The sequence below is a fragment of the Paenarthrobacter sp. NPDC056912 genome (genome assembly GCF_042786555.1).
Classification (GTDB): domain Bacteria; phylum Actinomycetota; class Actinomycetes; order Actinomycetales; family Micrococcaceae; genus Arthrobacter.
Map to the genome: position 1 here is coordinate 1 of NZ_JBHUCD010000008.1, position 23,020 is coordinate 23,020.

Annotated in this window: 19 protein-coding genes; 8 read left to right on the top strand and 11 right to left on the bottom strand. The window is 63.6% G+C overall.

Annotated elements, in window-relative coordinates; translation table 11 throughout:
* Window positions 1-173: 173 nt before the first annotated feature.
* A complete protein-coding gene (locus ACFRJ9_RS10415; RefSeq protein WP_377667202.1) occupies window positions 174-1,655 on the bottom strand; it encodes an NAD-dependent succinate-semialdehyde dehydrogenase in 1,482 nt (493 codons plus the stop codon).
* Between the two features lie 160 nt (window positions 1,656-1,815).
* Complete coding sequence (rsmI, locus tag ACFRJ9_RS10420) at window positions 1,816-2,691, bottom strand: 16S rRNA (cytidine(1402)-2'-O)-methyltransferase (protein ID WP_377667642.1); 876 nt, start codon at window positions 2,689-2,691, stop codon at window positions 1,816-1,818.
* Window positions 2,692-2,803: 112 nt separating this feature from the next.
* Between rsmI and ACFRJ9_RS10425 the strand changes: the two genes are divergently transcribed.
* The 6 genes from ACFRJ9_RS10425 to ACFRJ9_RS10450 all read left to right on the top strand — a co-directional run bounded on the left by ACFRJ9_RS10425 (window position 2,804) and on the right by ACFRJ9_RS10450 (window position 9,420).
* The gene (locus tag ACFRJ9_RS10425; protein WP_377667205.1) at window positions 2,804-4,627 is read left to right on the top strand and encodes a dolichyl-phosphate-mannose--protein mannosyltransferase; all 1,824 of its coding nucleotides are present in this window, start codon (window positions 2,804-2,806) and stop codon (window positions 4,625-4,627) included.
* Between the two features lie 31 nt (window positions 4,628-4,658).
* Window positions 4,659-6,491, top strand: a complete 1,833-nt coding sequence (locus ACFRJ9_RS10430) for an AMP-dependent synthetase/ligase (RefSeq protein ID WP_377667207.1) — start codon at window positions 4,659-4,661, stop codon at window positions 6,489-6,491.
* A 162-nt stretch (window positions 6,492-6,653) separates the two neighbouring features.
* Complete coding sequence (locus tag ACFRJ9_RS10435; RefSeq protein WP_377667210.1) at window positions 6,654-7,124, top strand: hypothetical protein; 471 nt, start codon at window positions 6,654-6,656, stop codon at window positions 7,122-7,124.
* A gap of 14 nt (window positions 7,125-7,138) precedes the next feature.
* Window positions 7,139-7,822, top strand: a complete 684-nt coding sequence (locus tag ACFRJ9_RS10440) for a hypothetical protein (RefSeq protein ID WP_377667212.1) — start codon at window positions 7,139-7,141, stop codon at window positions 7,820-7,822.
* 16 nt (window positions 7,823-7,838) lie between these two features.
* Window positions 7,839-8,459 (top strand): SdpA family antimicrobial peptide system protein, encoded by a 621-nt coding sequence (locus tag ACFRJ9_RS10445; protein WP_377667215.1) that lies wholly within the window; start codon window positions 7,839-7,841, stop codon window positions 8,457-8,459.
* Complete coding sequence (locus ACFRJ9_RS10450; protein WP_377667217.1) at window positions 8,449-9,420, top strand: sporulation-delaying protein SdpB family protein; 972 nt, start codon at window positions 8,449-8,451, stop codon at window positions 9,418-9,420. Before ACFRJ9_RS10445 ends, ACFRJ9_RS10450 begins: the two co-directional genes overlap by 11 nt.
* On the opposite strand, the gene ACFRJ9_RS10455 is transcribed toward ACFRJ9_RS10450, so the two are convergent.
* Together ACFRJ9_RS10455 and ACFRJ9_RS10460 are read right to left on the bottom strand one after the other, a co-directional pair.
* Entirely contained in the window at window positions 9,392-10,594 is a 1,203-nt protein-coding gene (locus ACFRJ9_RS10455) for a TIGR01906 family membrane protein (RefSeq protein ID WP_377667219.1), read from the bottom strand. The genes ACFRJ9_RS10450 and ACFRJ9_RS10455 overlap by 29 nt on opposite strands.
* 139 nt (window positions 10,595-10,733) lie before the next feature.
* Window positions 10,734-11,726 (bottom strand): stage II sporulation protein M, encoded by a 993-nt coding sequence (locus tag ACFRJ9_RS10460; RefSeq protein ID WP_377667222.1) that lies wholly within the window; start codon window positions 11,724-11,726, stop codon window positions 10,734-10,736.
* A 104-nt stretch (window positions 11,727-11,830) separates the two neighbouring features.
* On the opposite strand from ACFRJ9_RS10460, the gene ACFRJ9_RS10465 reads away from it, so the two are divergent.
* The gene (locus ACFRJ9_RS10465) at window positions 11,831-12,634 is read left to right on the top strand and encodes an RDD family protein (protein WP_377667224.1); all 804 of its coding nucleotides are present in this window, start codon (window positions 11,831-11,833) and stop codon (window positions 12,632-12,634) included.
* Here ACFRJ9_RS10465 and ACFRJ9_RS10470 read toward each other — a convergent pair.
* The 5 genes from ACFRJ9_RS10470 to ACFRJ9_RS10490 form a co-directional block, all read right to left on the bottom strand.
* A complete protein-coding gene (locus ACFRJ9_RS10470; RefSeq protein ID WP_377667227.1) occupies window positions 12,631-13,455 on the bottom strand; it encodes a pentapeptide repeat-containing protein in 825 nt (274 codons plus the stop codon). The two genes, ACFRJ9_RS10465 and ACFRJ9_RS10470, sit on opposite strands and share 4 nt — an antisense overlap.
* 187 nt (window positions 13,456-13,642) lie before the next feature.
* Window positions 13,643-14,860 (bottom strand): Ig-like domain-containing protein, encoded by a 1,218-nt coding sequence (locus ACFRJ9_RS10475; RefSeq protein ID WP_377667230.1) that lies wholly within the window; start codon window positions 14,858-14,860, stop codon window positions 13,643-13,645.
* A gap of 118 nt (window positions 14,861-14,978) precedes the next feature.
* Window positions 14,979-16,457, bottom strand: coding sequence for an adenosylhomocysteinase (gene ahcY / locus ACFRJ9_RS10480; RefSeq protein WP_377667233.1), 1,479 nt, complete (start codon window positions 16,455-16,457; stop codon window positions 14,979-14,981).
* Window positions 16,458-16,502: 45 nt separating this feature from the next.
* Window positions 16,503-16,721 (bottom strand): Trm112 family protein, encoded by a 219-nt coding sequence (locus tag ACFRJ9_RS10485; protein WP_377667235.1) that lies wholly within the window; start codon window positions 16,719-16,721, stop codon window positions 16,503-16,505.
* Window positions 16,722-16,882: 161 nt separating this feature from the next.
* Window positions 16,883-17,260: a DUF3499 domain-containing protein gene (locus tag ACFRJ9_RS10490; RefSeq protein ID WP_377667644.1), complete on the bottom strand. Its 378-nt coding sequence runs from the start codon at window positions 17,258-17,260 to the stop codon at window positions 16,883-16,885.
* 141 nt (window positions 17,261-17,401) lie between these two features.
* On the opposite strand from ACFRJ9_RS10490, the gene ACFRJ9_RS10495 reads away from it, so the two are divergent.
* The gene (locus tag ACFRJ9_RS10495) at window positions 17,402-17,905 is read left to right on the top strand and encodes a metallopeptidase family protein (protein ID WP_377667237.1); all 504 of its coding nucleotides are present in this window, start codon (window positions 17,402-17,404) and stop codon (window positions 17,903-17,905) included.
* A gap of 39 nt (window positions 17,906-17,944) precedes the next feature.
* Here the strand turns inward: ACFRJ9_RS10495 and ACFRJ9_RS10500 are convergent, their stop codons facing one another.
* Together ACFRJ9_RS10500 and ACFRJ9_RS10505 are read right to left on the bottom strand one after the other, a co-directional pair.
* Window positions 17,945-19,633: a DUF5719 family protein gene (locus ACFRJ9_RS10500; RefSeq protein ID WP_377667240.1), complete on the bottom strand. Its 1,689-nt coding sequence runs from the start codon at window positions 19,631-19,633 to the stop codon at window positions 17,945-17,947.
* Entirely contained in the window at window positions 19,626-23,012 is a 3,387-nt protein-coding gene (locus ACFRJ9_RS10505) for a glycosyltransferase family 2 protein (RefSeq protein WP_377667243.1), read from the bottom strand. The genes ACFRJ9_RS10500 and ACFRJ9_RS10505 overlap by 8 nt, the downstream gene beginning before the upstream one ends.
* Between the last annotated feature and the right edge of the window lie 8 nt (window positions 23,013-23,020).

Consider the following 23,020-nt stretch of genomic DNA (forward strand, 5'->3'; position numbering starts at 1 on the left):
CAAAACGCTCGGCTGGAAAACCCCAGCCGAGCGTTTACGTGATTTACTACAAACCACCTAACCAACAGGTGTTGCAACGACCCCTAGAAACCGCCAACTTGTGGTTCCGGGGCCGGGCCCTGCATGTGTCAACCGGTCTTGTTGCGAGAGCGGTGGACCGGATCCTGCGCAGCCTAGTCGGCGTACGGGTCCGCGATACCTACGTACTGGGTGTAGAGGTACTCTTCGATGCCTTCGGAGCCACCCTCGCGGCCCAGTCCGGACTGCTTGACGCCACCGAACGGTGCGGCGGCGTTGGAGATCACGCCGGCGTTGAGGCCCAGCATGCCGGTCTCGATCCGTTCGCTGATGCGCAGGCCACGGTTGAGGTCCTTGGTGAAGACGTAGGCAACCAGGCCGTACTCGGTGTTGTTGGCCAGGCGAACGGCGTCGTCCTCGGTGGAGAACGTAATGATCGGCGCTACCGGGCCGAAGATTTCTTCCTGCAGGATGCGGGCATCTGCGGCGACGTTCTTCAGCACAGTGGGCTGGTAGAAGTAGCCGGGACCATCGACGGCGGCACCACCGGTAACGGCAGTCGCACCTCCTGCGACGGCTTCGGTGACCAGGGCGTGAACACCGTCGCGGGCCTTGCCGTCGATCAGCGGGCCAACCTTGGACTCAGGCTCGGTACCGCGGGCCGTGGTGAGCGCGCCGATCTTCGCGGCGAACTTCTCTGCGAAGGAATCAGCGATGGACTCGTGCACGATGAAGCGGTTGGCTGCGGTGCAGGCCTCGCCCATGTTGCGCATCTTCGCGGCGATGGCGCCTTCTACGGCCTTGTCCAGGTCGGCGTCCTCGAAGACCACGAACGGCGCGTTGCCACCGAGTTCCATGGAGGTGCGCAGTACCTTGTCCGCAGCTTCGCGGATCAGGGCCTGGCCCACGGGGGTGGAGCCGGTGAAGGAGATCTTGCGGAGGCGGTCGTCCTTGATCAGCGGTCCGGTGACGGCACCGGCCGTGGAGGTCTGGATGACGTTGAGGACACCGGCGGGCAGGCCTGCTTCCTGCATGACCTGGGCGAACAGGAGGCTGGTCAACGGGGTCAGGTTGGCCGGCTTCAGGACCATGGTGCAGCCTGCGGCGACGGCGGGGGCTACCTTGCGGGTGGCCATGGCCAGCGGGAAGTTCCACGGGGTGATCAGGAGGCAGGGTCCCACGGGCTTCTTCTGGACGAGGAGGCGGTTCTTGCCGTCCGGTGCTGCCGAGTAGCGGCCGCTGACGCGGACGGCTTCTTCGGAGAACCAACGCAGGAACTCGGCACCGTAGGCGACTTCGCCGCGGGCTTCGGCAAGGGGCTTGCCCATTTCCAGGGTCATCAGCAGTGCGAAGTCCTCGGCCCGTTCGGTGACGAGCTCGAAGGCGCGGCGCAGGATTTCGCCGCGTTCGCGCGGTGCGGTGCGTGCCCAGTCCGCCTGGGCGGCAGCAGCGGCATCGAGGGCGGCGGCGCCGTCTTCAGCACCGGCGTCGGAGATGCTGAGCAGGACCTTGCCCGTGGCCGGGTCCTCCACATCAAAGGTCTTTCCGGATCCGGCCGGGCGCCACTGACCGTTGATCAGCAGGCCGGTGGGGACGGAAGCCAGCAGTTCGCTTTCGCGTTCAACCGTGACAGTCATGGCGACTCCTTCGTCTTGGGTGCTTTGGAGAATTGCACCACTGGGGTTCGTTGCCGGAAGTGGCTTGAATTACTGCCACGGTACTGCCACGCGAGAAGCAGTGTCTACGCCTTCACGCACTGCCATGCAGACGTCAAATTGTGCAGCTGCACAGCCCGGGTCAGCGCGCTGCCAGGACCGCCGAGTAGAGCTCCCTCTTGCTGACGCGGGCGTCGTCGGCAACAGCCGCAACGGCTTCCTTCAGGCGGATCCCTTGGGAAATGAGCTCGTTCACCGCTGCCACATGGTCTTCGGGCTTGCCGGGCTCCTGTTCAGGCGCACCACCCACCACCACGGCAATTTCGCCCCGGACTTCATTGTTTTCAGCCCACTCCAGGAGTTCACGCAGGGTGCCGCGGATAACTTCCTCGTAGGTCTTGGTCAGCTCGCGGCAGACAGCTACGCGGCGGTCAGCCCCGAAGCGCTCATGCAGGGCGCGCAGCATCACTTCGAGCCGGTGCGGTGCCTCGAAGAAAACCATGGTGCGGCGCTCACCGGCAAGATCGGCCAGGCGCGAGTTCCGGTCCCCCGATTTCCGTGGCAGGAACCCTTCAAAGCAGAAACGGTCCGTCGGCAACCCGGAGAGGGCCAGCGCCGTCAGTACTGCGGACGGCCCTGGTACGGCAGTAACAGTCAGTCCGGCCGCCACTGCTCCCTCCACAAGGCGGAACCCCGGATCCGAGACCGCAGGCATTCCGGCATCGCTGACCATCAGGATGGTCTTACCGGCGCGCACGTAGTCAAGGAGTTCGCCGGTCTTGACTACCTCATTATGTTCGTGATAGCTGATGACGCGTCCGGACACCTCAACTCCAAGGGCCGTGACGAGCCGATGCAAACGGCGCGTGTCTTCAGCAGCCACGATGTCGGACGTCGCCAGGAGTTCGATCAAACGCGAGGACGCGTCACCCACGTTTCCGATCGGCGTGGCGGCAAGCACGATCCTGCCGATCCCGGGGGTTGCGCCGGCACCGGCGGCAGGAGTTGCCTCCTCCAGGTCGTCGCTGAAGGGGGTCTCGTCGGGGGTGCTGCGTTCTTCGTCCACCTGCCAAGCCTAATGCCGTGCGCAGTTCCCCGCCGCAGCAAGGATGGAAAGGTAGCATGGGCGGGTGAACCAGTCGCCCGTTCCTGCCACAACTTCCGGAATGCCCGTGGCGTCCCCCGCAACCGCCGGAGCCGGCGAAACAGCGGCTGAGGACACCAGCGGGCAGCCGGGCGATGCCCTGGAGCCGCGTACTGCTGCCCGGCCGTCCGGGCGAGCACTGGCACCGCAGGACCACCATGGTGGCCTGCTGCCGGGCCGGGGTTTGGAGAACCACCGCTGGGTCTCCCCGCCCGCTGAAGCGTTCACTGCCCAGGCTTTGAGGGAGCGCCTGATCGGAGGGGTCCAGAGCTGGCGCGACTATCCGGCGTCGTTGCGCCTGTGGTTTTGGCTGATCCCCACCTTGACGGCCATGCTCGGCGGCGTCCTGCGTTTCTTCCGGCTCGATACGCCGCACAGCCTCGTGTTCGATGAGACCTACTACGTCAAGGACGCCTACTCCTATTTGGTGAGCGGCTATGAGCGTAGCTGGCCGGCCAACGCCAACGATTCATTCAACGCCGGGAACCCGGATATTCTCCTCAACACTCCCGAATACGTGGTCCACCCGCCCGTCGGCAAATGGATGATCACCTTTGGCATGTGGTTGTTCGGCGGGGACAACCCCTTTGGATGGCGCTTCAGCGCAGCACTGATCGGGACGTTGACGGTGTTCCTGGTCTCGCTCGTCGCGTTGAAGCTCTTCCGTTCACACACGCTCGGTGCCGTCGCGGGGCTCCTGCTCGCCATCGACGGCCACCACCTGGTTCTGTCCCGGACCTCCCTGTTGGATGTCTTCCTGGCGTTCTGGATCTTCGCCGCTTTCGGCGCCCTGCTGATGGACCGCGACGACGGCCGGCGTCGTCTGGCTTCGAGGCTCGCCGCGCAAGCGGCTGCTTCGCCGGGCGGGCGTCCTTCACTCACTCAACTGGTGGCCGGTCCGTGGTTGGGCATGCGGTGGTGGCGACTTGTTGCCGGCCTGTGCCTTGGACTGGCGGTCGGAACCAAGTGGTCGGCGCTGTTCTTCGTTGCGGCCTTCGGTGTGATGACAGTGTTGTGGGACCTGAGCGCACGGCGTATTGCGGGCATCCGCAGCTGGTTCAGCGCCGGCGTCCTCAAGGACGGTCTTCCCGCCTTCGTGACCATCATCCCGATTGCGGCCGTCACCTACGTGGCGTCGTGGACAGGGTGGTTCCTGTCCAAGGACGCCTACTACCGCCAATGGGCTGCCAGCAACCCCGCACCGGGGTGGGACTGGCTCCCCAACTCCGTTCGGTCACTGGCGCACTACCATTTCGAGGCGTTCAAGTTCCATCAGGGCCTCAGCTCGGACCACCCCTACGAGTCCAGCCCCTGGACGTGGCTCCTCATGGGCCGGCCTACCTCGTTTTTCTATCAGTCCCCCAAGCAGGGAACCCCGGGCTGCGATGTGGAAACCTGCTCCTCCGCGATCCTCCCGCTCGGCAACCCTGTGGTGTGGTGGGGCGGCACCATCGCCTTGGTCATCTTGCTCTTCTGGTGGGCCGGGCGCCGCGACTGGCGTGCTGGAGCCATCCTTGCCGGTGTGGCCGCCGGATACCTTCCCTGGTTCATGTATCCGGAACGCACCATGTTCATCTTCTATGCGGTGTCCTTCGAGCCGTTCCTGGTGCTCGGCCTGACGTACGTGCTGGGGTTGGTGCTGGGCAGAAGCAGTGACCCGCCCTGGCGGCGCAGGTCGGGGCTCTACGTTGTGGCCATCGTCCTGGTCCTGGCTGTCCTGGCAACAGCCTTCTTCTACCCGGTGCTCACTGCCGAAGTGATCAGCTATCAGGAATGGCGAATGAGAATGTGGATGCCGTCGTGGATCTAGCTATCAAGCCGTGGAGGGAGTGGGGCGAATCGTGAGGGAAGCAAGCACGGAGCTTCTGGTCGAGGCCGACGAGGACACGAACGTGACCGACCTCCTTCTGGAACGCTGCGCCAAGGATCCGTTCGGCATCCTGTATGCGCACAAGACACCCAACGGCTGGTTGAATGTTTCTGCCGCCTCGTTCCTTGCCGACGTCACCGCGCTGGCGAAGGGACTCATCGCCGGCGGCCTGAATCCCGGGGACCCGGTGGGGGTGCTCTCCCATTCAAGCTTCGAGTGGACCGTGGTGGACTTCGCCATCTGGATGGCCGGCGGCGTCACAGTGCCCATTTATGAGACCTCTTCGGCAAGCCAGATCGAATGGATCCTCGCCGATTCCGGGGCCAGGCGCGTCTTTGTCGAGGACAGGTCCAAGGCCGGGCTCGTCCACAGCGTAGTGGAAAAGTCCGCGGTCATCGGCGAGGACCCGGTGACAATCATCCGGATGGAGCACGACGGCGAAGCCCCCAACCTGGGCAGCCTCGCCGCCGTCGGAGCGGGCATTACGGATGCTGAACTTGAGCGGCAGCGAAGCGCCGCCAACCTGGCCGACATCGCCTCGATCGTGTACACCTCCGGCACCACCGGCAAACCCAAGGGTTGCGAAATCACCCACGGGAATTTTGTTCTTGTGGCGCGCAATGTCATCCCGTTCCTCCCCGAATTGCTCATGCAGCATGGCGCCCGGACGTTGATGTTCCTGCCGCTGGCCCACGTCCTGGCCCGTGCCGTGCAGGTTGTTTGCCTCACGGGCGGGATAACGCTGGGGCACAGCGCTGGCGCCAGCGGACTCATGGCAGACCTTGGCTCGTTCAAACCGACGTTCCTGCTCGCCGTGCCCCGCATCTTCGAGAAGGTCTATGCCGGCACCGGGCACAAAGCCGCAATGTCAGGGAAATCCGCCCTTTTCTCGGCCGCCTCCGCAACTGCCGTGGAATATTCGACGGCGGCAGACCTTGCCTCGCGCGGCAAGGGACCGGGTCCGGGCTGGTTGTTGGGGCTCAAGCACTCACTGTTCAACAAACTCCTCTACCCCAAGGTGCGGGAGGTGTTCGGCGGCAAGGTGGGCTACACGGTTTCCGGAGCCAGTCCCCTGAGCCTGCGGGACAACCATTTCTTCCACGGCGCCGGAGTTCCCGTGCTCGAGGGCTACGGCCTCACGGAAACCACTGCACCGTGTACCGTCAACACACCGAGCATGTCCCGCATCGGAACGGTGGGCATTCCCCTCCCCGGGACCACTATCCGGGTGGCAAAGGACGGAGAGGTCCTCGTCAAGGGCATCGGCGTCTTCAAGGGCTATCACGCCAATGATGAGGCCAACCAGGCAGCGTTCGTGGACGGCTTCTTCCGCACCGGAGACCTCGGCGAGCTCGATGAAGACGGCTTCCTCACCATTACCGGCCGGAAGAAGGACCTCCTGGTCACTGCCGGCGGCAAGAACGTGGCTCCTGCCCCCTTGGAGGAGAAGCTTCGCGAACACCGGCTGGTTGGCCAAGCGGTAGTGGTGGGTGATGGCCGCCCGTTCGTGGGGGCCTTGGTGAGCCTGGATCCTGAAGGGCTGGCCGAATGGTGCGCCGAAAACAAGACCCAGGAACTGACCATGGACCAAGCCGCCCTCGATGAGCGTGTCAGGACTGCCGTGCAGTCGGCCGTCGACGAGGCCAACAAGCTGGTCTCAGCAGCGGAGTCCATCAAGAAATTCGCCTTCATCACGTCTGAACTCAGCATTGAGTCCGGCCATCTCACTCCGTCGCTCAAGCTTAAGCGCTCCGCGGTGGTCAAAGACTTTTCTGCTGCAGTGGAGAAGCTCTACGAAAAGTAGCGGCGCCAGCGCTCCACCTAGACGGTCCCGCCGAACACCTAGTTCAGGCTTTTCACCACCTAATTTTACCGAAATCGCCACCTAGCCAGGCCTAAAACCGGCTGGGGGCATTTTCCGCGCCCGTAGCGTTTTCCTCACGAACCACACGTTCAGGGGGATCTCATGGCAGCAAGTTCAGCAGGGCCGGCACGGGCGCTTTACTATTCCCGCGCCAGGGCCAGCATGGTTCCACGAATTCTGGGGCTGGCATTCATAGCCTTCGGCACACTCTTCATCATTCTGTCGATAGTCCAACAGCGAATCGATTTCCTGCTGGTACCGCTCATTACATTCTCGGTGGGATCCCTGGTGGCGTTCATGAGCGTCACCGTCAGGGTGGACGAACACCGCGTCGTGATCGTCTTCTGCGACATTTTCAAACGGACACTGCCCAGGGCTGACATTGCCGCGGTCACCACCGACAACACTGCCGGGGCCAGCGGATATGGATATCGCATCATGGGTCCCGGAATGGTCGGCTATCTGGTCGGAGGGCCCGAAATCAACATCGAAATGAAGAACGGGAGGGTCGTCGTCGCCAGCACTGGCGAACCCGAAATGCTAATTCGCGTACTTACCGAGTCAAACAACTAGCAGAGGAGAACCAATTGTCGAAACGAACATGGCCATTGTCGGCTGGAGCTGTGGTGCTGTCCGCAGCCATCGCCCTGGGCTCAGGCGGCATCGCCACAGCTGCTCCGCCGGAAACGCACGCTGTCACGAGGCATGCAGCGAAGGATGCCACCTCCGAAGGTAAAGCGCTTTTTCGGGCCATTTACTTTGGTGTCGGACCGCAGGTGGCAGAAGTCCGGGAGAAACTGAGCGACAACTCGTACGCATCATTCGTCCAGACCGCGTCAACGCAAACCGGCCAGGAGCAGGCAGCGGACAATGTCGTCTCCGCTATTGAATCAAAGAATCCAAAGTTCTTTGCCAATTTTCACTCCGCCCTGACCAGCGGCGATGTGATGCGCGTTGATGCAAAGTTCAAGCAGGTCCAGAAAGTGATGACCGAGACCCTCTCATCGGCTCCGCAGCAAATTGACGCATTGGCAAAATCAGACACTGCCAATCCCTTGGCTGCGGTGCCGGTCTTCATTTGGGCTGCGGCAGTGTGGGATGTCGCAGCTGCGGTGAACTATGCGGTGGGCGTGAACGTTGCCGTGGCGGCCGCGGCAGTTGTAGTGGTTTATGCCAAAGTCGCCTTCTGGCCATCCGCGGTAACCACCGGTTCACAGCTGGAGAGCGAGAACACCATCTCCGAGTTCACTGCCGCCTTGGCGCAGGACTGATTCCGGTCCTCACCACATGACCAAGCAGAAAACCGTTGAGGGTGGCCAGGCTTCGGCTCGTCCGCCCTCAACGGCACCACACGTCAGCCTCCTGCACCTATTGGCACCTGCTGCTGCCCTACTCGTCGTGGGCTCCTATTCAGTTTCGGCCTCTATCCCGTCGACCATCCTGGCTCTGCCCTACTCCGACGAGCTCAAGCCCCATCTTGTTTCGGCAATGCCGCAGGGGTGGGCGTTCTTTTCCAAATCACCCCGCGATCCATCCATCGCACCGTACAGGGAGTCCAGCGAAGGCTCCTACATTTCACTGAGCAAACTCCCCACCACCCGCGTTGAGAACCTCTTTGGCGTCAGCCGGGACGGCCGCGCCCAAGGAGTGGAAGTGGCACTCATTTCCGGTGGGTCAAAGCCTGATGAATGGTCCGATTGCGAGAGCCCGGCAATACAGGAATGTGCGGACCAAGTTCAGGAAACACCCGAACTGTCTGTCAGCAATACGGTTTCTTCCCCGTCAGTCTGCGGTGACGTCACCCTCATCCAAACAACACCCGTGCCGTGGTCGTTCAGGAAACAGACCACGCTTCGGGAGAAAGCCGAGAAGGCCATCAAACTCAGGGTGGAATGCAATGCTCGCTAGGCTCTTGCACCTTGTCCGGGTGCCACAGATTGGGCTACCCGTGGTCTGGTCTCCATTCATGGCGCTGATTCGGAGCATTCTCGCCCTGGGATCGGTCCTGACTTTGCTGTTCACCAGCAGCGATTCCCTGTTCCGTCCGGTCCTGGGCGTGGGTACCTACCCGTTGTGCCGGGGTGTTGAATCGTGGGGCCTCTTCTGCGTCTTTCCACGCGAACAACTCGGGGTGGCAAAATTCGTGGCCATCATCATCCTGCTGTTGGTCATCTCCGGCCTTCTCCCACAGCTCACGGGCATCCTGCATTGGTGGGTGGCCTTCAGCGTCGCATCAGGCATCTCAATTCCGGACGGAGGGGACCAAATCACGTCAAACCTGGTCCTGTTGCTCATTCCCGTCTGCGTCACCGACCCCAGGCTGAACCACTGGACAAGAGCCGGCACCGGCACGCTGCTGCTCCCGAGCCGGGCAGGAATTGCCGCTGTTTCCCTTGCGGCCATGAAAGTCCAAATCTCCATCCTCTACTTCTATTCCATGACTGGAAAGATGTTTCAGACCGAGTGGGCCGAGGGATCGGCCCTGTACTACATCGGCTCCGGTTTCTTCGGACCATCAGGGACGCTGAAGGATGCCTTTGCCCTGCTTTCGGAAAATCCGCTGATATCGATCGGCATGACGTGGGGAGCCCTGCTCATCGAGTTGCTGCTTGCGGTTACCCTGCTCACGCCCAGTAGATATCGGCTCGCATGGTTTTGCTTGGGGTTCTCGCTCCACTTCGGCATTGCCCTGTTCCTGGGCATCTGGAGTTTTCAGGTGGCCATGCTCGCCGCCTTGGCCGTCCTCACTGTTCCGGTAAAGTCCCCGGTTTATTCGGAGGGCTTCTGCCTTCGGGACGTCAGGCCAAGGAGTACCTTCACTCCACCGGCACGTGTCGCCACTACCGCTTGGAGTCGCTTGCTTCCTTAGTGGCCTTGTCATCCTCGGAAACAACCTCCGGCGTGTCCTCGGAACCACCGGCAGTCTCCTGCGCTTGCTTGGGCTCCAGGCCACGGCGGCTCCGGGTGGGCCACGTCAGTATGAAAGTCAGCGTTGCCGCAAGGAACACCAATGCGCCGATGACAATGCCTGCGTCAACCCAGAACTGACCTGGGAAGAGACGGATCAATGTGTCATCCAGTGAGAATGTCCACGTGCCGTTGGCAAAGAAAATCCGGTGGAACTCGGTGAAGAACTGCTGCCAGCTCAGGGCTGCGAGGACCGCAAGACCGATGATGATGACCAGGGTGACAATGGAGCCCGCGAACAGTCCGCGGCGGACCCCGCCGTTGCTCCGCTTGCGGAGATAGACAATGGCAATGATGCTGAGCACGATCAGCAACAATCCCGCCCCGAAGGAGGACAGAATGACGAGTTTGACGTCAGCCATGTGCGCAACTTCGCTGTCCTTGAACAGCTTTGCGCCGTCCAGGTTGACCAGGCCGCCAAGGTATCGCGGGCCTGCCCAGTTGCTCAGGTAGTCCACCGCGTAGGAGCCGTAGGTCATGCGGTCGTCGGTGCTGAATCCGTAGCCATCTCCGGGGAAGCCCGGACGGTTGTATTCCATCCACAGGAACAGCGGGCTGGTGACCGCCCTGACGGCCAGTACCAGCAGGATTACCGGGAAGAAGACAGCCAACAGCACCTGGAAGATACGTGGGCCGATCGGCTTGACCTTGGCCGCCTGCTCGCGTTCTGCGTTGCGTCGGGCTACCTCGTCTTCCGGCGGACGGACCTGCAACGCCGACGTCGGCAGCGGTTCCGAATAGTGCGAGGGTTGCTTGTCTGTGGAAGCACCGGCGAGCGTGTCTGCAAACAATGGCGGCTCAGGATCGACGTCCGCAGCCTCTGCGGCCTTCCTGCCGGCTCGGCTTTCCGGTTGAGCAGCGGATGCAGCAGCGGGAGCATCCGTAATGGATCCGGCGACGGCAGCTTCCCGTTTCGGGGCAGCGCCCGCCTCCGGCACAGCCGCGGCCTTCGTGGCAGGGGCCGACGTCGAGGAGGCTGTGGACGGCTTCGGCTTCATCCAGTCGAAGGCCGGTTCGTTGGGGTCCTCGTGGACGTCCGTGTCCGGTTCTTGTGGTTTTTGGCTCTTGTCGCTCACAGCGGGTTCACTTCCGTAGGCATCCACCGGCGATTGCGTGCTGCCGGCTCTCTTGTCTGCATTCGAGCCTACAGTCCGGCTTTGCGCAGACACGAGGAGCCACCCCGGCTGCGGCCAGATTGAAACGTAACTGTAAGCTCTACGCCGCGATGCCGCGGTAACCGGCGTCGTTCACGTCCAGGTCCCCCGTGACACCGGCCCTGGCGGCCCTTCCCCCCAGAACCAGGGTGTACACCCAGTAACCAGCCAAAACCAAGGCGCCGATCGTGATCTTGGCCCACACAGGCAAAGTACTTGGCGTCACGAAACCTTCCACCACGCCGGAAATGAGGAGGACAAGCACCAGGCCCAGGGCCACCGTCATCAGGGACCGCCCCTCGTCAGCTACGGCCTGCATCCTCGTCCTGGGACCGGGCCGCACCATGGCCCAAAAGATCTTCAGTCCGGCCGCGCAGGCGATGAATACTGCGGTGAGTTCCATCAGGCCGTGCGGAAGGATATACCCGAAGAAGACATCCATTTTCCCCGTCGCCATGAACAGGCCCGCTGCTATGCCTACCCCTTGGGCATTCATGAACAGCACTACGGGAACCCAGAACCCGGTGATGCCGAACGCTACGGCCTGGGCGGAAATCCAGGCATTGTTCGTCCACACGGCACCGGCGAACGAGGCTGCCGGGTTCTCCGAGTAGTAATCGATGAAGTCCTCGTCCACGTACTGCTGCACTTTGGCGTCGCTGGCCACCGCCCTGAGCGCATCCGGCGACGTACCGATCCACAGGGCATACGCCCCCGCTACCAGCATGAATGCCACGCCGCACCACACCGTCAGCCAGCGAACCCTGTAGAAGGCCGCGGGCAAGGAAATCACGAAGAAGCGTGCCAGGTCCTCCATGAAATTAGAGCGCGCACCCGTGAACCGCGTCCGCGCCTGTGCCAACGCCGCGGACAACGACGACGACAAAGCGGTCTCCGGCGCCACCGAGCGGATCAGGGAAAGATGTCCGGATACCGCTTGGTACAGGCGCAGCAATTCATCGGCTTCTGCTCCGGTAAGCCGCCGCTTATGGGCCAGGAAAGTGAGCCGTGACCATTTGTCCCCATTCACGGCCGCGAAGGCATCGATGTCCACGCCACCACCCTAGCGCGTAGAACAACAACCGGGCCTGAGCCGCAGCTAGACTCAATGTGCGGGCACGAAATCGCCCGCCGCGTGTGCGAAGCAGTGGGGGCGGCATGAGTTCAATCATCACCGGCGAGGCAGTGGTCCTCGAGCTGCGCCCGGCATCCTTCGCCGCACGGGCACTCGGACTCATCCTGGACATCATCGCCCAGGTTGTCCTCGCGATACTCCTCATCATCCTGATCTCCGCTGCCTCCTCCGACCTCGACGACGCAGCCATCCGGGCCCTTGTCCTCAGCAGCGTCGTGTTCTCACTGGTCATCGTCCCCGTCACTGTTGAGACCCTGACCCGGGGCCGCTCCTTGGGGAAGCTGGCCACGGGATTGCGGATAGTGCGCGACGACGGCGGCTCCATCCGCTTCCGGCATGCCGTCATCCGTGGACTCCTGGGCTTCCTGGAGATCTATTTGACCTTCGGCGGCCTCGCCATCGCAGTGGCGCTGTTCAACGACAAATCCAAGCGACTCGGCGATATCGTCGCCGGTACATATTCCCTCCGCCAGCGGGTTCCGTCCCAACCACGGATCATGCCAGTGGCGCCCCACTACCTGGCCTCCTGGGTAGCCATGGCGGACATTGGGAGGGTCCCCGACGCCACCGCGCGCCGAGCGGGAACCTTCGTTCAGCAGGCCTATCTCATGGCCCCGGCGTCACGCATCAGCATGGCGACGGCACTCGCGTCGGAACTGGCCGGGTACGTCGCCCCTCCCCCGCCGGCCGGGACCATCCCCGAGGACTATATCGGGGCTGTCCTCGGGGAACGGCGCAACCGCGAACTTGCCCGGTTGCGCCAGGCCGAGCAGCGCAACGCAGCCGTCGGCGAAAGGCTCCGCAGGCTGCCGTTCACCAATGGTTAGGCCCAGTGAGGCGGCCTGGTCAGTTCCTGGGGCAGGAGGGTTTTGGAGTCTCCTACGGCCGCATTGACCTGTGGTTGGGTCAGGTAGAGCGCTCCTGACAGATCGGCGCCTTGCAGGCGTGTGTCCCTAAGATCTGCGCCCAGCAGATCTACCGCCGTCAGGTCACTGCCCTCCAACGTCGCGCCGATCAGCAAGGCACCGCGGAGGTCGGCCCCGCAAAGGCGCTGCTCGGCCAGGTCCGCACCCATCAGGTCGGCACCCGGGCGGAGGTCGTCGTCGAACTTTCCGTGGCCCTCAGCCCCGTATGAGGCGCGGAACTGCCCGCTGACCTCCATCAGCAGGGTTCGCACCTCCCCGTGCAAGGTCTCGACGTCGGTGGCCAGGACCGCGGATGCGTCACCGCGGGTGGTCGCTTCTATTTGTGCGGCCAGGTGCCGGGCATCGGACGAAAGGTCCGGATCGAACGTCCGGCGCCGGGCCTCGGCAAGGTACCAGAGCATCTCGTGCAGTTGCCGGACGATCTTGAAGACGGCGAACATCGAGGACGTGGAGCCCGGATCCTGAATCCAGGTAGTGCCGGCGAAAATACGCTGCGATACCACTTGGCCCGCGCCGAAGCAGTCAAAGACCGTGCAGCCTCGGAAACCCCGGGGCCTCAGCCGTTGGTGGATGGTGCAGGCAAAGTCGTCCGCCATGTTCGGGCAGGGCGAAGCTGCCGGTTTGTCGATTGCGAAGTCGGCCGAGCGGGCGAATCCGAGCGCGGTGCAGCAAAGGGCAAAACACTTGCCGCAGTCCGGGCGAAGGGTTGGTGAAGTAGTCATGTGTGCTCCAGGTGATGAAGAGGAATCCGGTGGAAGGAGCCGGGGAACCCAAGAAAGGGCTCCCCTGCACGACACCCGGAATCACCACGAAGGCAGCACGGATTGCAAGGCCAACTAAAAGGTGGGCACTTGAGGGAAGAGTCAAAGAGCGCAGGAAATAATCACTGCCCTGATCTTAACAGCAGGACTAGCGCTGGGCGTAGCTCGCCCAAGGGATGTTCCAGTCCCCGAAACCCTCCAAGGGTTCCACCGCGGGCGCGCCGGTGTTGAGGATCTGCACCACGTCACCTGTCTTCATGTTGTTGAAGAACCAGGCGGCATCGTCCGGCAGAAGGCCTACGCATCCATGGGAAACGTTCACCCGGCCAATGGCACCCCAGGCAGCCTCGAGCGCTTGGTGGACATAGACGCCGGACCACGTGAGGCGGTTGGCATAGTCCACCACCATCGGCGCGTAGTAACCCTTGTCCCCCGGCTTCAGGCCGATGCTGCCGGCGTTGAAGTTGGATTTGCGCTCCTGCTCCAGGATCACCGCGTATCCGGTGGGCGAGAGCCAGTCTTCGCCGCCAAGGGACACAGGGGCAGTGTGCAGCAGTTGGCCGTCGGAGTACACGTTCATGGTCTTGGTGTTGTCGTCCACAACGGCAATCCGCTGCGGGCCGGTAGTGAACGTGGACACTACGTCCCCGTTGCCGATCATGCTGTTTCCGAAGTCGACGCCCAGCAGTTTCATGTCCACGGTGACCGTGGTTCCAGAAGTCCAGAATGCCTCTGGCCGGATCCTCACCTTTTTGTCCGAGTACCAGTGCCAGGCCACCGGCTGACCGGAAGAAACCGTGATGGCTACCCGCTTCTCCATAGCCACTTTGTCCACTACCGGCTCACTGAAATTGATTTCGATGGGCTGACCGGAACCTGCAGTGGTTCCGTTGCGGGGATAGATGGAGGCATCGGCTTCGAAGGCAGCCGAAACGGTGGTGAAAGTCTGGGTTTTCTTGGTTTCCTTGCCCGCTGTATCCACCACGGTGAAGGCGTAGCTGTACTGGGTTTTGAATTTGAGGACCTCCAGCGTGGTCCACGTGCTGCCGTCCGGGCTGGTTTTGCCTTGGACCGGAGTTCCGCCATCCACCGGAGCCAGCACAACGTCCTTGACCTTGCCGTTGACGGCCTTGATCTGGGGACCAACCACAGGGTTCCATTCCACGGCGCCGTCCAGCGGGGTGATGCCCAGCTCCACAGGTTTGGCATCCGGTGTTGGAGTTGGAGCCGAGGCGGAGCCGTCCTGAGTGGATCCGGCCAGCAGGCCAGGCACCGTTGCCACGCCGATTCCACCCACGGCAATGGCAGCGCAGATCCCTACGATGGCAAGGATCTTGCCCGTTTTCCGTTTGGCGACTTCCGTCATGGTTCCCGTCTTCCTGTCCCCCGGCAAGCAATACTGAACACCCAATTCTAGCCGAAAGGCCGGCCACGCTGTTCGCGTGTCCGGCCTTTCACCATCGATTTGGGTAACGCGTTGGCTGCTAGTAGCGGTAGTGCTCCGGCTTGTAAGGGCCTGCTACGTCCAGGTCCAGATAATCCGCCTGGTCCTTACTGAGCTCTGTCAGCTCGACGCCCAGTGCATCCAGGTGGAGGCGTGCCACCTTCTCGTCCAGGATCTTGGGGAGCACGTAGACCTGCTTGTCGTACTCGCGCTCACCGGCAGGCTGGTCCTTCTTGGTCCAGAGTTCGATCTGAGCGATGGTCTGGTTGGCGAAGGAGTTGCTCATCACGAACGACGGGTGGCCCGTGGCGTTGCCCAGGTTCAACAGGCGGCCTTCGGACAGAACAATGATGGACCGCTCGGCGCCTGTTCCGGCGTCGAAGACCCATTCGTGGACCTGCGGCTTGATCTCGACCTTCTTGACTCCCGGCACCTTGGCGAGGCCGGCAATGTCGATCTCGTTGTCGAAGTGGCCGATGTTGCCAACAATCGCCTTGTTCTTCATGCCGAGCATCTGCTCGGCCATGATGACGTCCTTGTTGCCCGTGGTGGTGATGAAGATGTCCCCCTGTGCCAGCACCGTCTCAAGCTTGGCCACCTGGTAGCCGTCCATGGCGGCCTGCAGCGCACAAATGGGGTCGATCTCGGTGACGATAACGCGCGATCCTTGGCCCCGCAGCGCCTCCGCGGCGCCCTTGCCGACGTCGCCATAACCGCAGACGACGGCGACCTTGCCGCCCATGAGGACGTCGGTGGCCCGGTTGATGCCGTCCGGCAGGGAGTGACGGATGCCGTACTTGTTGTCGAACTTGCTCTTGGTAACGGAGTCGTTGACGTTGATGGCCGGGAACAGCAGCTTGCCCTGCTCGGCGAGCTGGTACAGGCGGTGTACGCCCGTGGTGGTTTCCTCCGTGACGCCCTCGATGCGCGCAGCCAAGCGGGTCCACTTCTGCGGATCAGCGGCGAGCGTCCTGCGCAGGAGGTCCACGATGAGGACGTATTCCTCGGGATCTTCCTCAGTTGCCGCCGGGACGGCGCCCGCGGCTTCGAATTCGACGCCCTTGTGCAGCAGCAGCGTGGCGTCGCCACCGTCGTCGAGAATCATATTGGGGCCCAACTCAGGGTTGGTGTCAGCCCCGGGCCAGGTGAGAATCTGCTCGGCGGTCCACCAGTATTCCTCCAGGGTTTCGCCCTTCCAGGCGAAGACCGGAACGCCCTGCGGGTCTTCCGGAGTGCCCTTGCCCACCACGACGGCGGCAGCGGCTTCGTCCTGGGTGGAGAAGATGTTGCAGGAGGCCCAGCGAACCTCCGCGCCCAGGGCGGTGAGGGTTTCGATGAGGACTGCTGTTTGCACGGTCATGTGCAGCGAACCGGCGATCCGTGCGCCCTTGAGGGGCTGTGAAGCGCCGAACTCTGCCCTGAGCGACATAAGGCCAGGCATCTCGTGCTCGGCAAGGCGGATCTGGTGGCGGCCTGCCTCCGCAAGGGTGATGTCGGCCACTTTGAAGTCAAAAGTCATGGAAGTCCTTAGGGGTACCTTGCGGGTTTGCTGAAAGAAAGTGCCTCAGGCCTTGGAATCGTGCTGGCTGGAGCCTGCGGCGTTCGCTGCGGCCAGCAGTTCCGGGGGCAGGAGCAGCGGAATGCCGTCCTCTATCGAGTAGCGGAGCTTCTCACCGTTGTCTCCGGCAGTGGTGGAGACCAGCTCCTCGCCCTCCTGGACCAGCGCTGAACCCGTCACGGGGCAGCGCAGGATGGACAACAGTTCAGGACTGACCTTTGGCATGAATGATGCTCCCTGGGTGGCGCCGGCGTGGCGCCGCTGGCGGATTTATCTGCAGATTCCAGCCTACCGTGGCCGACGATCCCCTCAGGAGCCCGGCGACGATTTGAGTCCAGGACCCGGCGTCGCCACAACGATGGCGGCGCTGGTCAGGACGGTTCGGGTCAGGACGGTTCGCGAAGGATACGCAGGTGGCCGCGTCGGGTGCCTTCGACGCCGGCTGGCGGCTCAACGTGCGGACGGCTGTGGCGGGCGGGGATCTCGGTGGCTGCCGAGGCTGCCTCCCGGACGGCGTTGGCCAGGGCCAGCAAATCATCGGGGCCCGGCTCGGGCGGGGTGGCCGGCATGGCCAGGCGCAGGACTTCCCAGCCGCGCGGAACGGTAAGGGACTCTGCATGCTGGGAGCAGAGGTCATAGGCATGCGGTTCGGCATAGGTGGCCAGTGGCCCCAAAACGGCCGTCGACTCGGCGTACACGTACGTCAAAGTAGCCACCGCTGACTGGCGGCAGGCTGATCTTGAACACTGACGAATGGCACCCACAACATCCCAGATTAGCGCCAATTGGCCGGTACCTTGTGCATTGGCCTTCCGTGGCTCCCAGGGAATGGACAGATTTGGCAGCTACGGCGCGGTGCGGGCCATGGTGTCGCGCTGGGGGTTTCCCGGTACTAAAGTCGATATATGCAGTCACAGCCACATGTTCCCGGGTTCACTGTCCGGTGGACTGACGCCGACGGCGATCAGGCAGAGGACGTCCGCGGTTTCCGGCGGCGCCGGCGCAACCGGCATGGACGTGGACTGCGCGGAGAGTTGATGCTCCCCAACCTCCCCGGTTTCCGAACCCGCTCAGAGCGTTTCGACGACATGGTTTTGGACTCCGCGGAGCGCCTTCAGGACATGTGGGGCAAGCAGCTCGACGGCGTTCTCTTTGCCGTCGACGAAATCCCACCGAATCTCGAACAGCTTGTTGCCACGGGAAATGCTGCCCCTATGGGTTCCTACACCCCGGGCGGCCGTGGCGAGGCCCCGATGATCACCGTCTACCGCCGGGTGGTCGAGCAGGGCTCCTCCACCCGCGAAGAACTGCAGGACCTGGTCCACGACGTCGTGGTGGAGTACACGGCTGAAATGCTCGGTGTCCCGCCGGAGACGCTGGATCCGGTGTACCGCCGTCGGTACCAGTAACGACGGCGATACACCGCTGAGGCGGGAACTGGCCGCAGGCTAGTAGCCTACCGACACGGGGACCTTCTCGAGCCCGGCTGCTGCGTCCTTGATGGCCACCACGGAAACGTCGTTCCGGCCCTGTTTTCCAAGGAGAAGGGCGCCGTACACGGGGTCGCCCGAGGCTGAAACCACGTAACCGGCTACCACGGCGTCCCCGGACTTGGCGGGGAGCTCTATCAGCGATGTCGTGCCGCCGGACATGTCCACGTCAACGGCCTTGCCAACTTTGCCGTCGGCGGTCACAGGGGCGTAGCTGACGGTGCCACGCCCCTCGGGGACACCGAAGCTCAAGAACCGCCGGCCGTCCCTGGGTACTGCCACCAGGTGCTGGCTGCCAAGCCTGGCCGACGACGGCGACCACGCGAAATCAGTTGCCTCTTCGGCTTTGGCGCCGCGGGTGACCCGGGCGGATGCCACGAACGAGACATCCGAGCTGGCACTGATGGTGTAGTTGCCTGCCGGAACGTTGTCGAGGTCCAGGGTGGCGACTGTTCCGCCTTTGACCGTGACCACTCCCCCGTTGGGAATCTGCCGTTCACCGTTGGCGCCGAACAGGCGCACTTGGACTACGGCGTCGGTGGATCCGGGTACAGCGATCTGGAGGGCCGGTACTGCGTCCGCAAAACCCGATTTGTCGCCCAGCGCCTTGATGGCGGCCGAGTCCTGGATATCGACGCCGGACATCACCTGCAGGTTTGACGGACCGGCTCCAGGCGAAAGGAATTCGACGCCGCCCGGCGCCAGGCCACGCAACACGCTCTGTTGGATGGTGCCCGCCACCGGGCCACCTGTGCTGCGCACGTGGACCGCAACCTGTGATTCGCCGGGGACGAGCCCGGCGAGGTTGACCGAACGGGTGGTCCCGGGGGCTACCAGGAGTCCACGGGCGCCCGGGGCCTGGATCTGACCTTGAGCGCCATAGAGGTCCAGGTTTACTGTTGCCGGCGTCTCCGAGGCGTTGCTGAGGTTCAGGACCGCAGTTCGGCCGAGCGCGGTGTTTGCGCCCAGGAGCCAAGAATCGTTGCCCGGTTGCTGGCATTGGGCAGAAGCCAGGCCGCGGAGGTCACCGTCCGTTGCCGAGTAGCTGAGGTTGGCCGCCAAGGATGCCTGTTCGTTCCCGATCGGATCAGCGCCTACGATCGTCGGCGACGTCACCGGGCTGATGGACTCCACACCGGCCGCCAGTACGGGAGGACCCGTTGTCGGCGTGGGAGTGCTGGTGGGAGCCTTGGCGATTTCCGCGATCAGGTCACCACCCAGGGCGTTAACGGTACTTCCAGGCACGGTGCCCGCCGGATTGCTGAGGACCACTGCGTTGAGTGCGCTCGTGGCGGTGGTGGATACGGGGCTGAAGTCGGCGTCGGTTCCGACGACGGTCCCATTGACCAGCCGCGCGGGTTCAGGGCAGACACCCAGGGCACGGCCGGCGGGTACATCAGCTTGCCGGACGTCCAAGGCAGTGCCCCCTGAAGGCTCCGGCACCATCGAGGTGGCGGCCACGGCTCCCCCGCCGGCTGCGAGGATGACTACTGCCGAAAGGACACCGGTGATGACGCCCTTGTTCGAACTGCGCGAGCCCTTGGCGGTAACCCTCGGGCTGGCCTCTCCTTCAGCGCCTGACCTTGATTTCCGGGTTCGCGGGGCGCCGCCGCTGGGGTCAGCCGCTTTCTTCTGGTCGTCAGACACTGCTGTACTCCTTACGGAGGGATACTTCATCCCTCGACATGCCGGTTCGCGTGCGACGGGCGGGCATCGGAACGGCCAGCAGGGCCGTCAGCCCGATCACCACTGCCTGCAGGATTCCCAGCCACAGGGCCCACGGATTCGTGTAGCGGATTTCGAGGTCACCGCCGCTGGCCGGGAGCTCGAAAGCCTGTGACCAACCGGATGTTGTTGCCTTCAACTCGCGGCCGTCCATCCAGGCGCTCCAGCCAGGATCCGACCGTTCGGCCAGGACCACCTTGCGGCCCTCGTCACCCGAGGACACGGATGCGGTCACGGAAACTTCTTCAGAAGGCAACGAACCGATCGTGGCACCTTCCGAGTCGACGATTCGCACGCGGTGCGCCGTGTCCGCGGCAGTAGCCGCAGGCTGGTTCCGCGGTGTGACCCGCCAGAGCCACCCGGCGTCGGTCTGTCCAACAGCCACGAGTCCCGGAACGGCGTCGATCCTGCTGGCCGTCAGCTGTGCCGCGTTGTCAGCGGCCTTGAGCACCACGAAGCCGGCCCCTAGTTGTTCAAGGTCGGCACGGGGGTCCACGCCGCTGCTTGCCACGATGGTAGCCACGGCTCTCCGAAGCGAAGTCGTCGCGGCGTCGTCCGCAGCGATTTCCTCGCGGCCCGGGGCGCCAATGATGGTTCGTGCCGAGGCGATGGTGGACAGGCTGTCCAGCGTCGTCCCTGATCCCCGCATTAGCGATGACGTAAACGCACCCTGCTCGCCACTGGTGATGACCAGCGTTCGTGTACGCTCGGGTCCCAGGCCGCGGTCGACGGCGGTGGCGGGCAAAGTGCCATGGTCCACCGGCCACACCTGACGGTAGGAGCCAAGGGACGAACCGGGCTTGGCGCCTCCGGGAGTTGCCGATGTTCCGGGGGCCGCGGACGGGTGAAGGACATTCATGGCGGCCCACACGCCCATGCCAGCCAGCGGACCGGCAACGAGCAGTGTCACTACCAGGCCGGAGGCAATACGCCGGATCGGCAGCGTCCGCCGGGAAGGATCCGTGGTTCTGCGGGTTGCCGCAAAGAGCTTGTCGGCGCCCAGGATCGCCGCCCCCAGCAGCAGCATGCCTGCAGCAGACACGGCAGGGCCGGTAAACGGGCCGACGATCGAGTTGTTGTTGACTCCCGTGGCCACATGCCCCACCAGCCATCCACTCGCCAAGGTAGCCAACGCAGCCAGCCAAAAGACCCTGACAAGCGCGGTCCGTTTTCCGGGCAGGAACAAGGCGGCGATCGCCAGGAGCAACACAGGAACGCTGACCAGCAGCGCCAACAACAGGGCCCATGGGACGCTGCCGGGGCCGAAGAACGCCAAACCGGTCAGTCCGCCGTCGATGTCGAACGCCAACGGCTGGCCAAGCAGCTGCTGCCACAACGGCGCTGCCTCAAAAGTGAGCGGCAGCCCGGGGTCGGCCAGCAGGGAGCGCGGCCTGTCCAGGACTGAAATTCCGTAGGGAATGAACAATGCAACAGTGGGCAGCAGCGACCACCACAAAGTTTTTCCGCGTTGTCCCAGGACCACTGCAGCAAGGATCACGGCAACAACTGTTGGCCCCAACAGGGACGGCGCCGAGGCCGTCACAATGGCCATGGCAAGGCCTGCAGCAGCTGCCGCGGTCCACGACGGTGTTCCGTTGATGCCCGGTTTCCCCAGCAGCAAGGCGGGCCGCCGGCTGAGGTGGCTCCGGCCCATCGGGTGTCCTTGGCCGATCGCTGAACCGGAGGCGCGCAGCAAGGCCAGGAGCAACAGCGGCATCATCAGGTGCGCCAGCAAAGCGCCGACCCGGCCCTCGTTCACCGCGATCAGAAGCGCCGGAGCGGCCGACCACGCCAGGGCAGCAACCATCCTGAACCGGCGCCGGGTCGTCAAGGCGCCTGCTGCAAACCAGGCACCCAGGCCGGACAATGGCATGGCGAGGATGAGCAGCCAGACCATGGCGGCACTGCCATCGCCGCCGCCGAACAGGGACAGCAGCCACAGTACGTAGCCGAACGGATCACCATGCCCGGGTAGTCCGGCACCCAGCGAAATCCACCAGGTGGAGGCGTTCGCCCAGATTTCCCCCGGCGATGCGGACAGCGGAAGGAGCCCGCCGCCGGCTACCGTTCCGGAACGGAGCAGGCCCAGCAGCCCCACCAAGGCGGCTACGAGGGCAATCAAGGCAGCCGCGACGGCGCCCGTTCCCACCCAGCCGCGTTCGTTCGTTGCAAGGGCTGCGAAATCGTCGGCGGCATCGCCGCTGGGTTCCGGGGCCAGGAGGTCCGAGACTGCGGGGGAATCATCGCTGGGACGGATCGCTTCCAGCAAGGACCGGCGGTTGGCACGGACCTCTCGCGTGGGGGTTTGCAATCCCCGGATCACGGAGCGGTGCACGCGGCGGGTCCGGGCCGCAGCACGCCGCGCCCTGGCCACGGCTAGCGGACGCACCAAAGCAGCGATAGTGGCGGTGAACTGCGAGAAACCATAGCCCGGTTCTTTGACCAGGATGCTCAGGACCAACCGAACGATCGCACCGAACAAGGCTCCAAGGGCCTGGAACGGCACATTCCACCAAGGCGTGTGCTTGAGCCGCATATGGATCTGGGCTTTGCGTGCGGCGGTGGAGGTGCCCAATCCGTGGGGCCGGTGCTCCACGTGGAACATACGTGCGCTGGGGACAACCACCACACGATTTCCTGCAAGCCAGTTTCGCCAGCAGAAGTCGACGTCGTCGCCGCTTCCGGGCAGTGCGGGGTCGAAGCCCTGAAGTTGTTCCCAGACGTCGCGGCGGATCAACATACCGGCAGAGTTCACGGCGAACGTGTCCGTCCGGGCGTCGTACTGGCCTTGGTCCACTTCGTCGGCGTCGATCAGGGTGAGTCGCTCGGCCCAGCGGCTCGTCGAGAGCCCTACGTCCACCAGGTGCCTCTTGTTGTCCCAGCCGAGTTGCTTGCAACCGGCCACGGCCACCGAGGGCGCGCGTTCCACCGCGTGGAGGAGCTCGGCCAAGGCATCCGGCGCCGGTGCGGCGTCATCGTGGAGGAGCCAGATCCACTGGATTGCAGTGGCGTCCTCGCCCGCGCCGTCTTTTTCATTGCCGGGGCGTGCAGTACCGTCCGCGGGAGCGAGCTCCTGCAGTCCGGCCTGGACAGCTGCGCCAAAACCGGATTTTGGATGCTGGAATGTAGTGACATTGGCATTGCCCAGTGCTTCGCGGAGCAATTCCTCCGAATTGTCCGTGGAACCTGTATCAATGCCAATGGCGGCATCTGCCGAACGCGTCTGGTCCGACAATGCCGCCAAAGTTCTGGGGAGATAGTTACCGCCGTCGTGGGAAACCAGGACGGCGGTAACGTGCACTTCCTTGA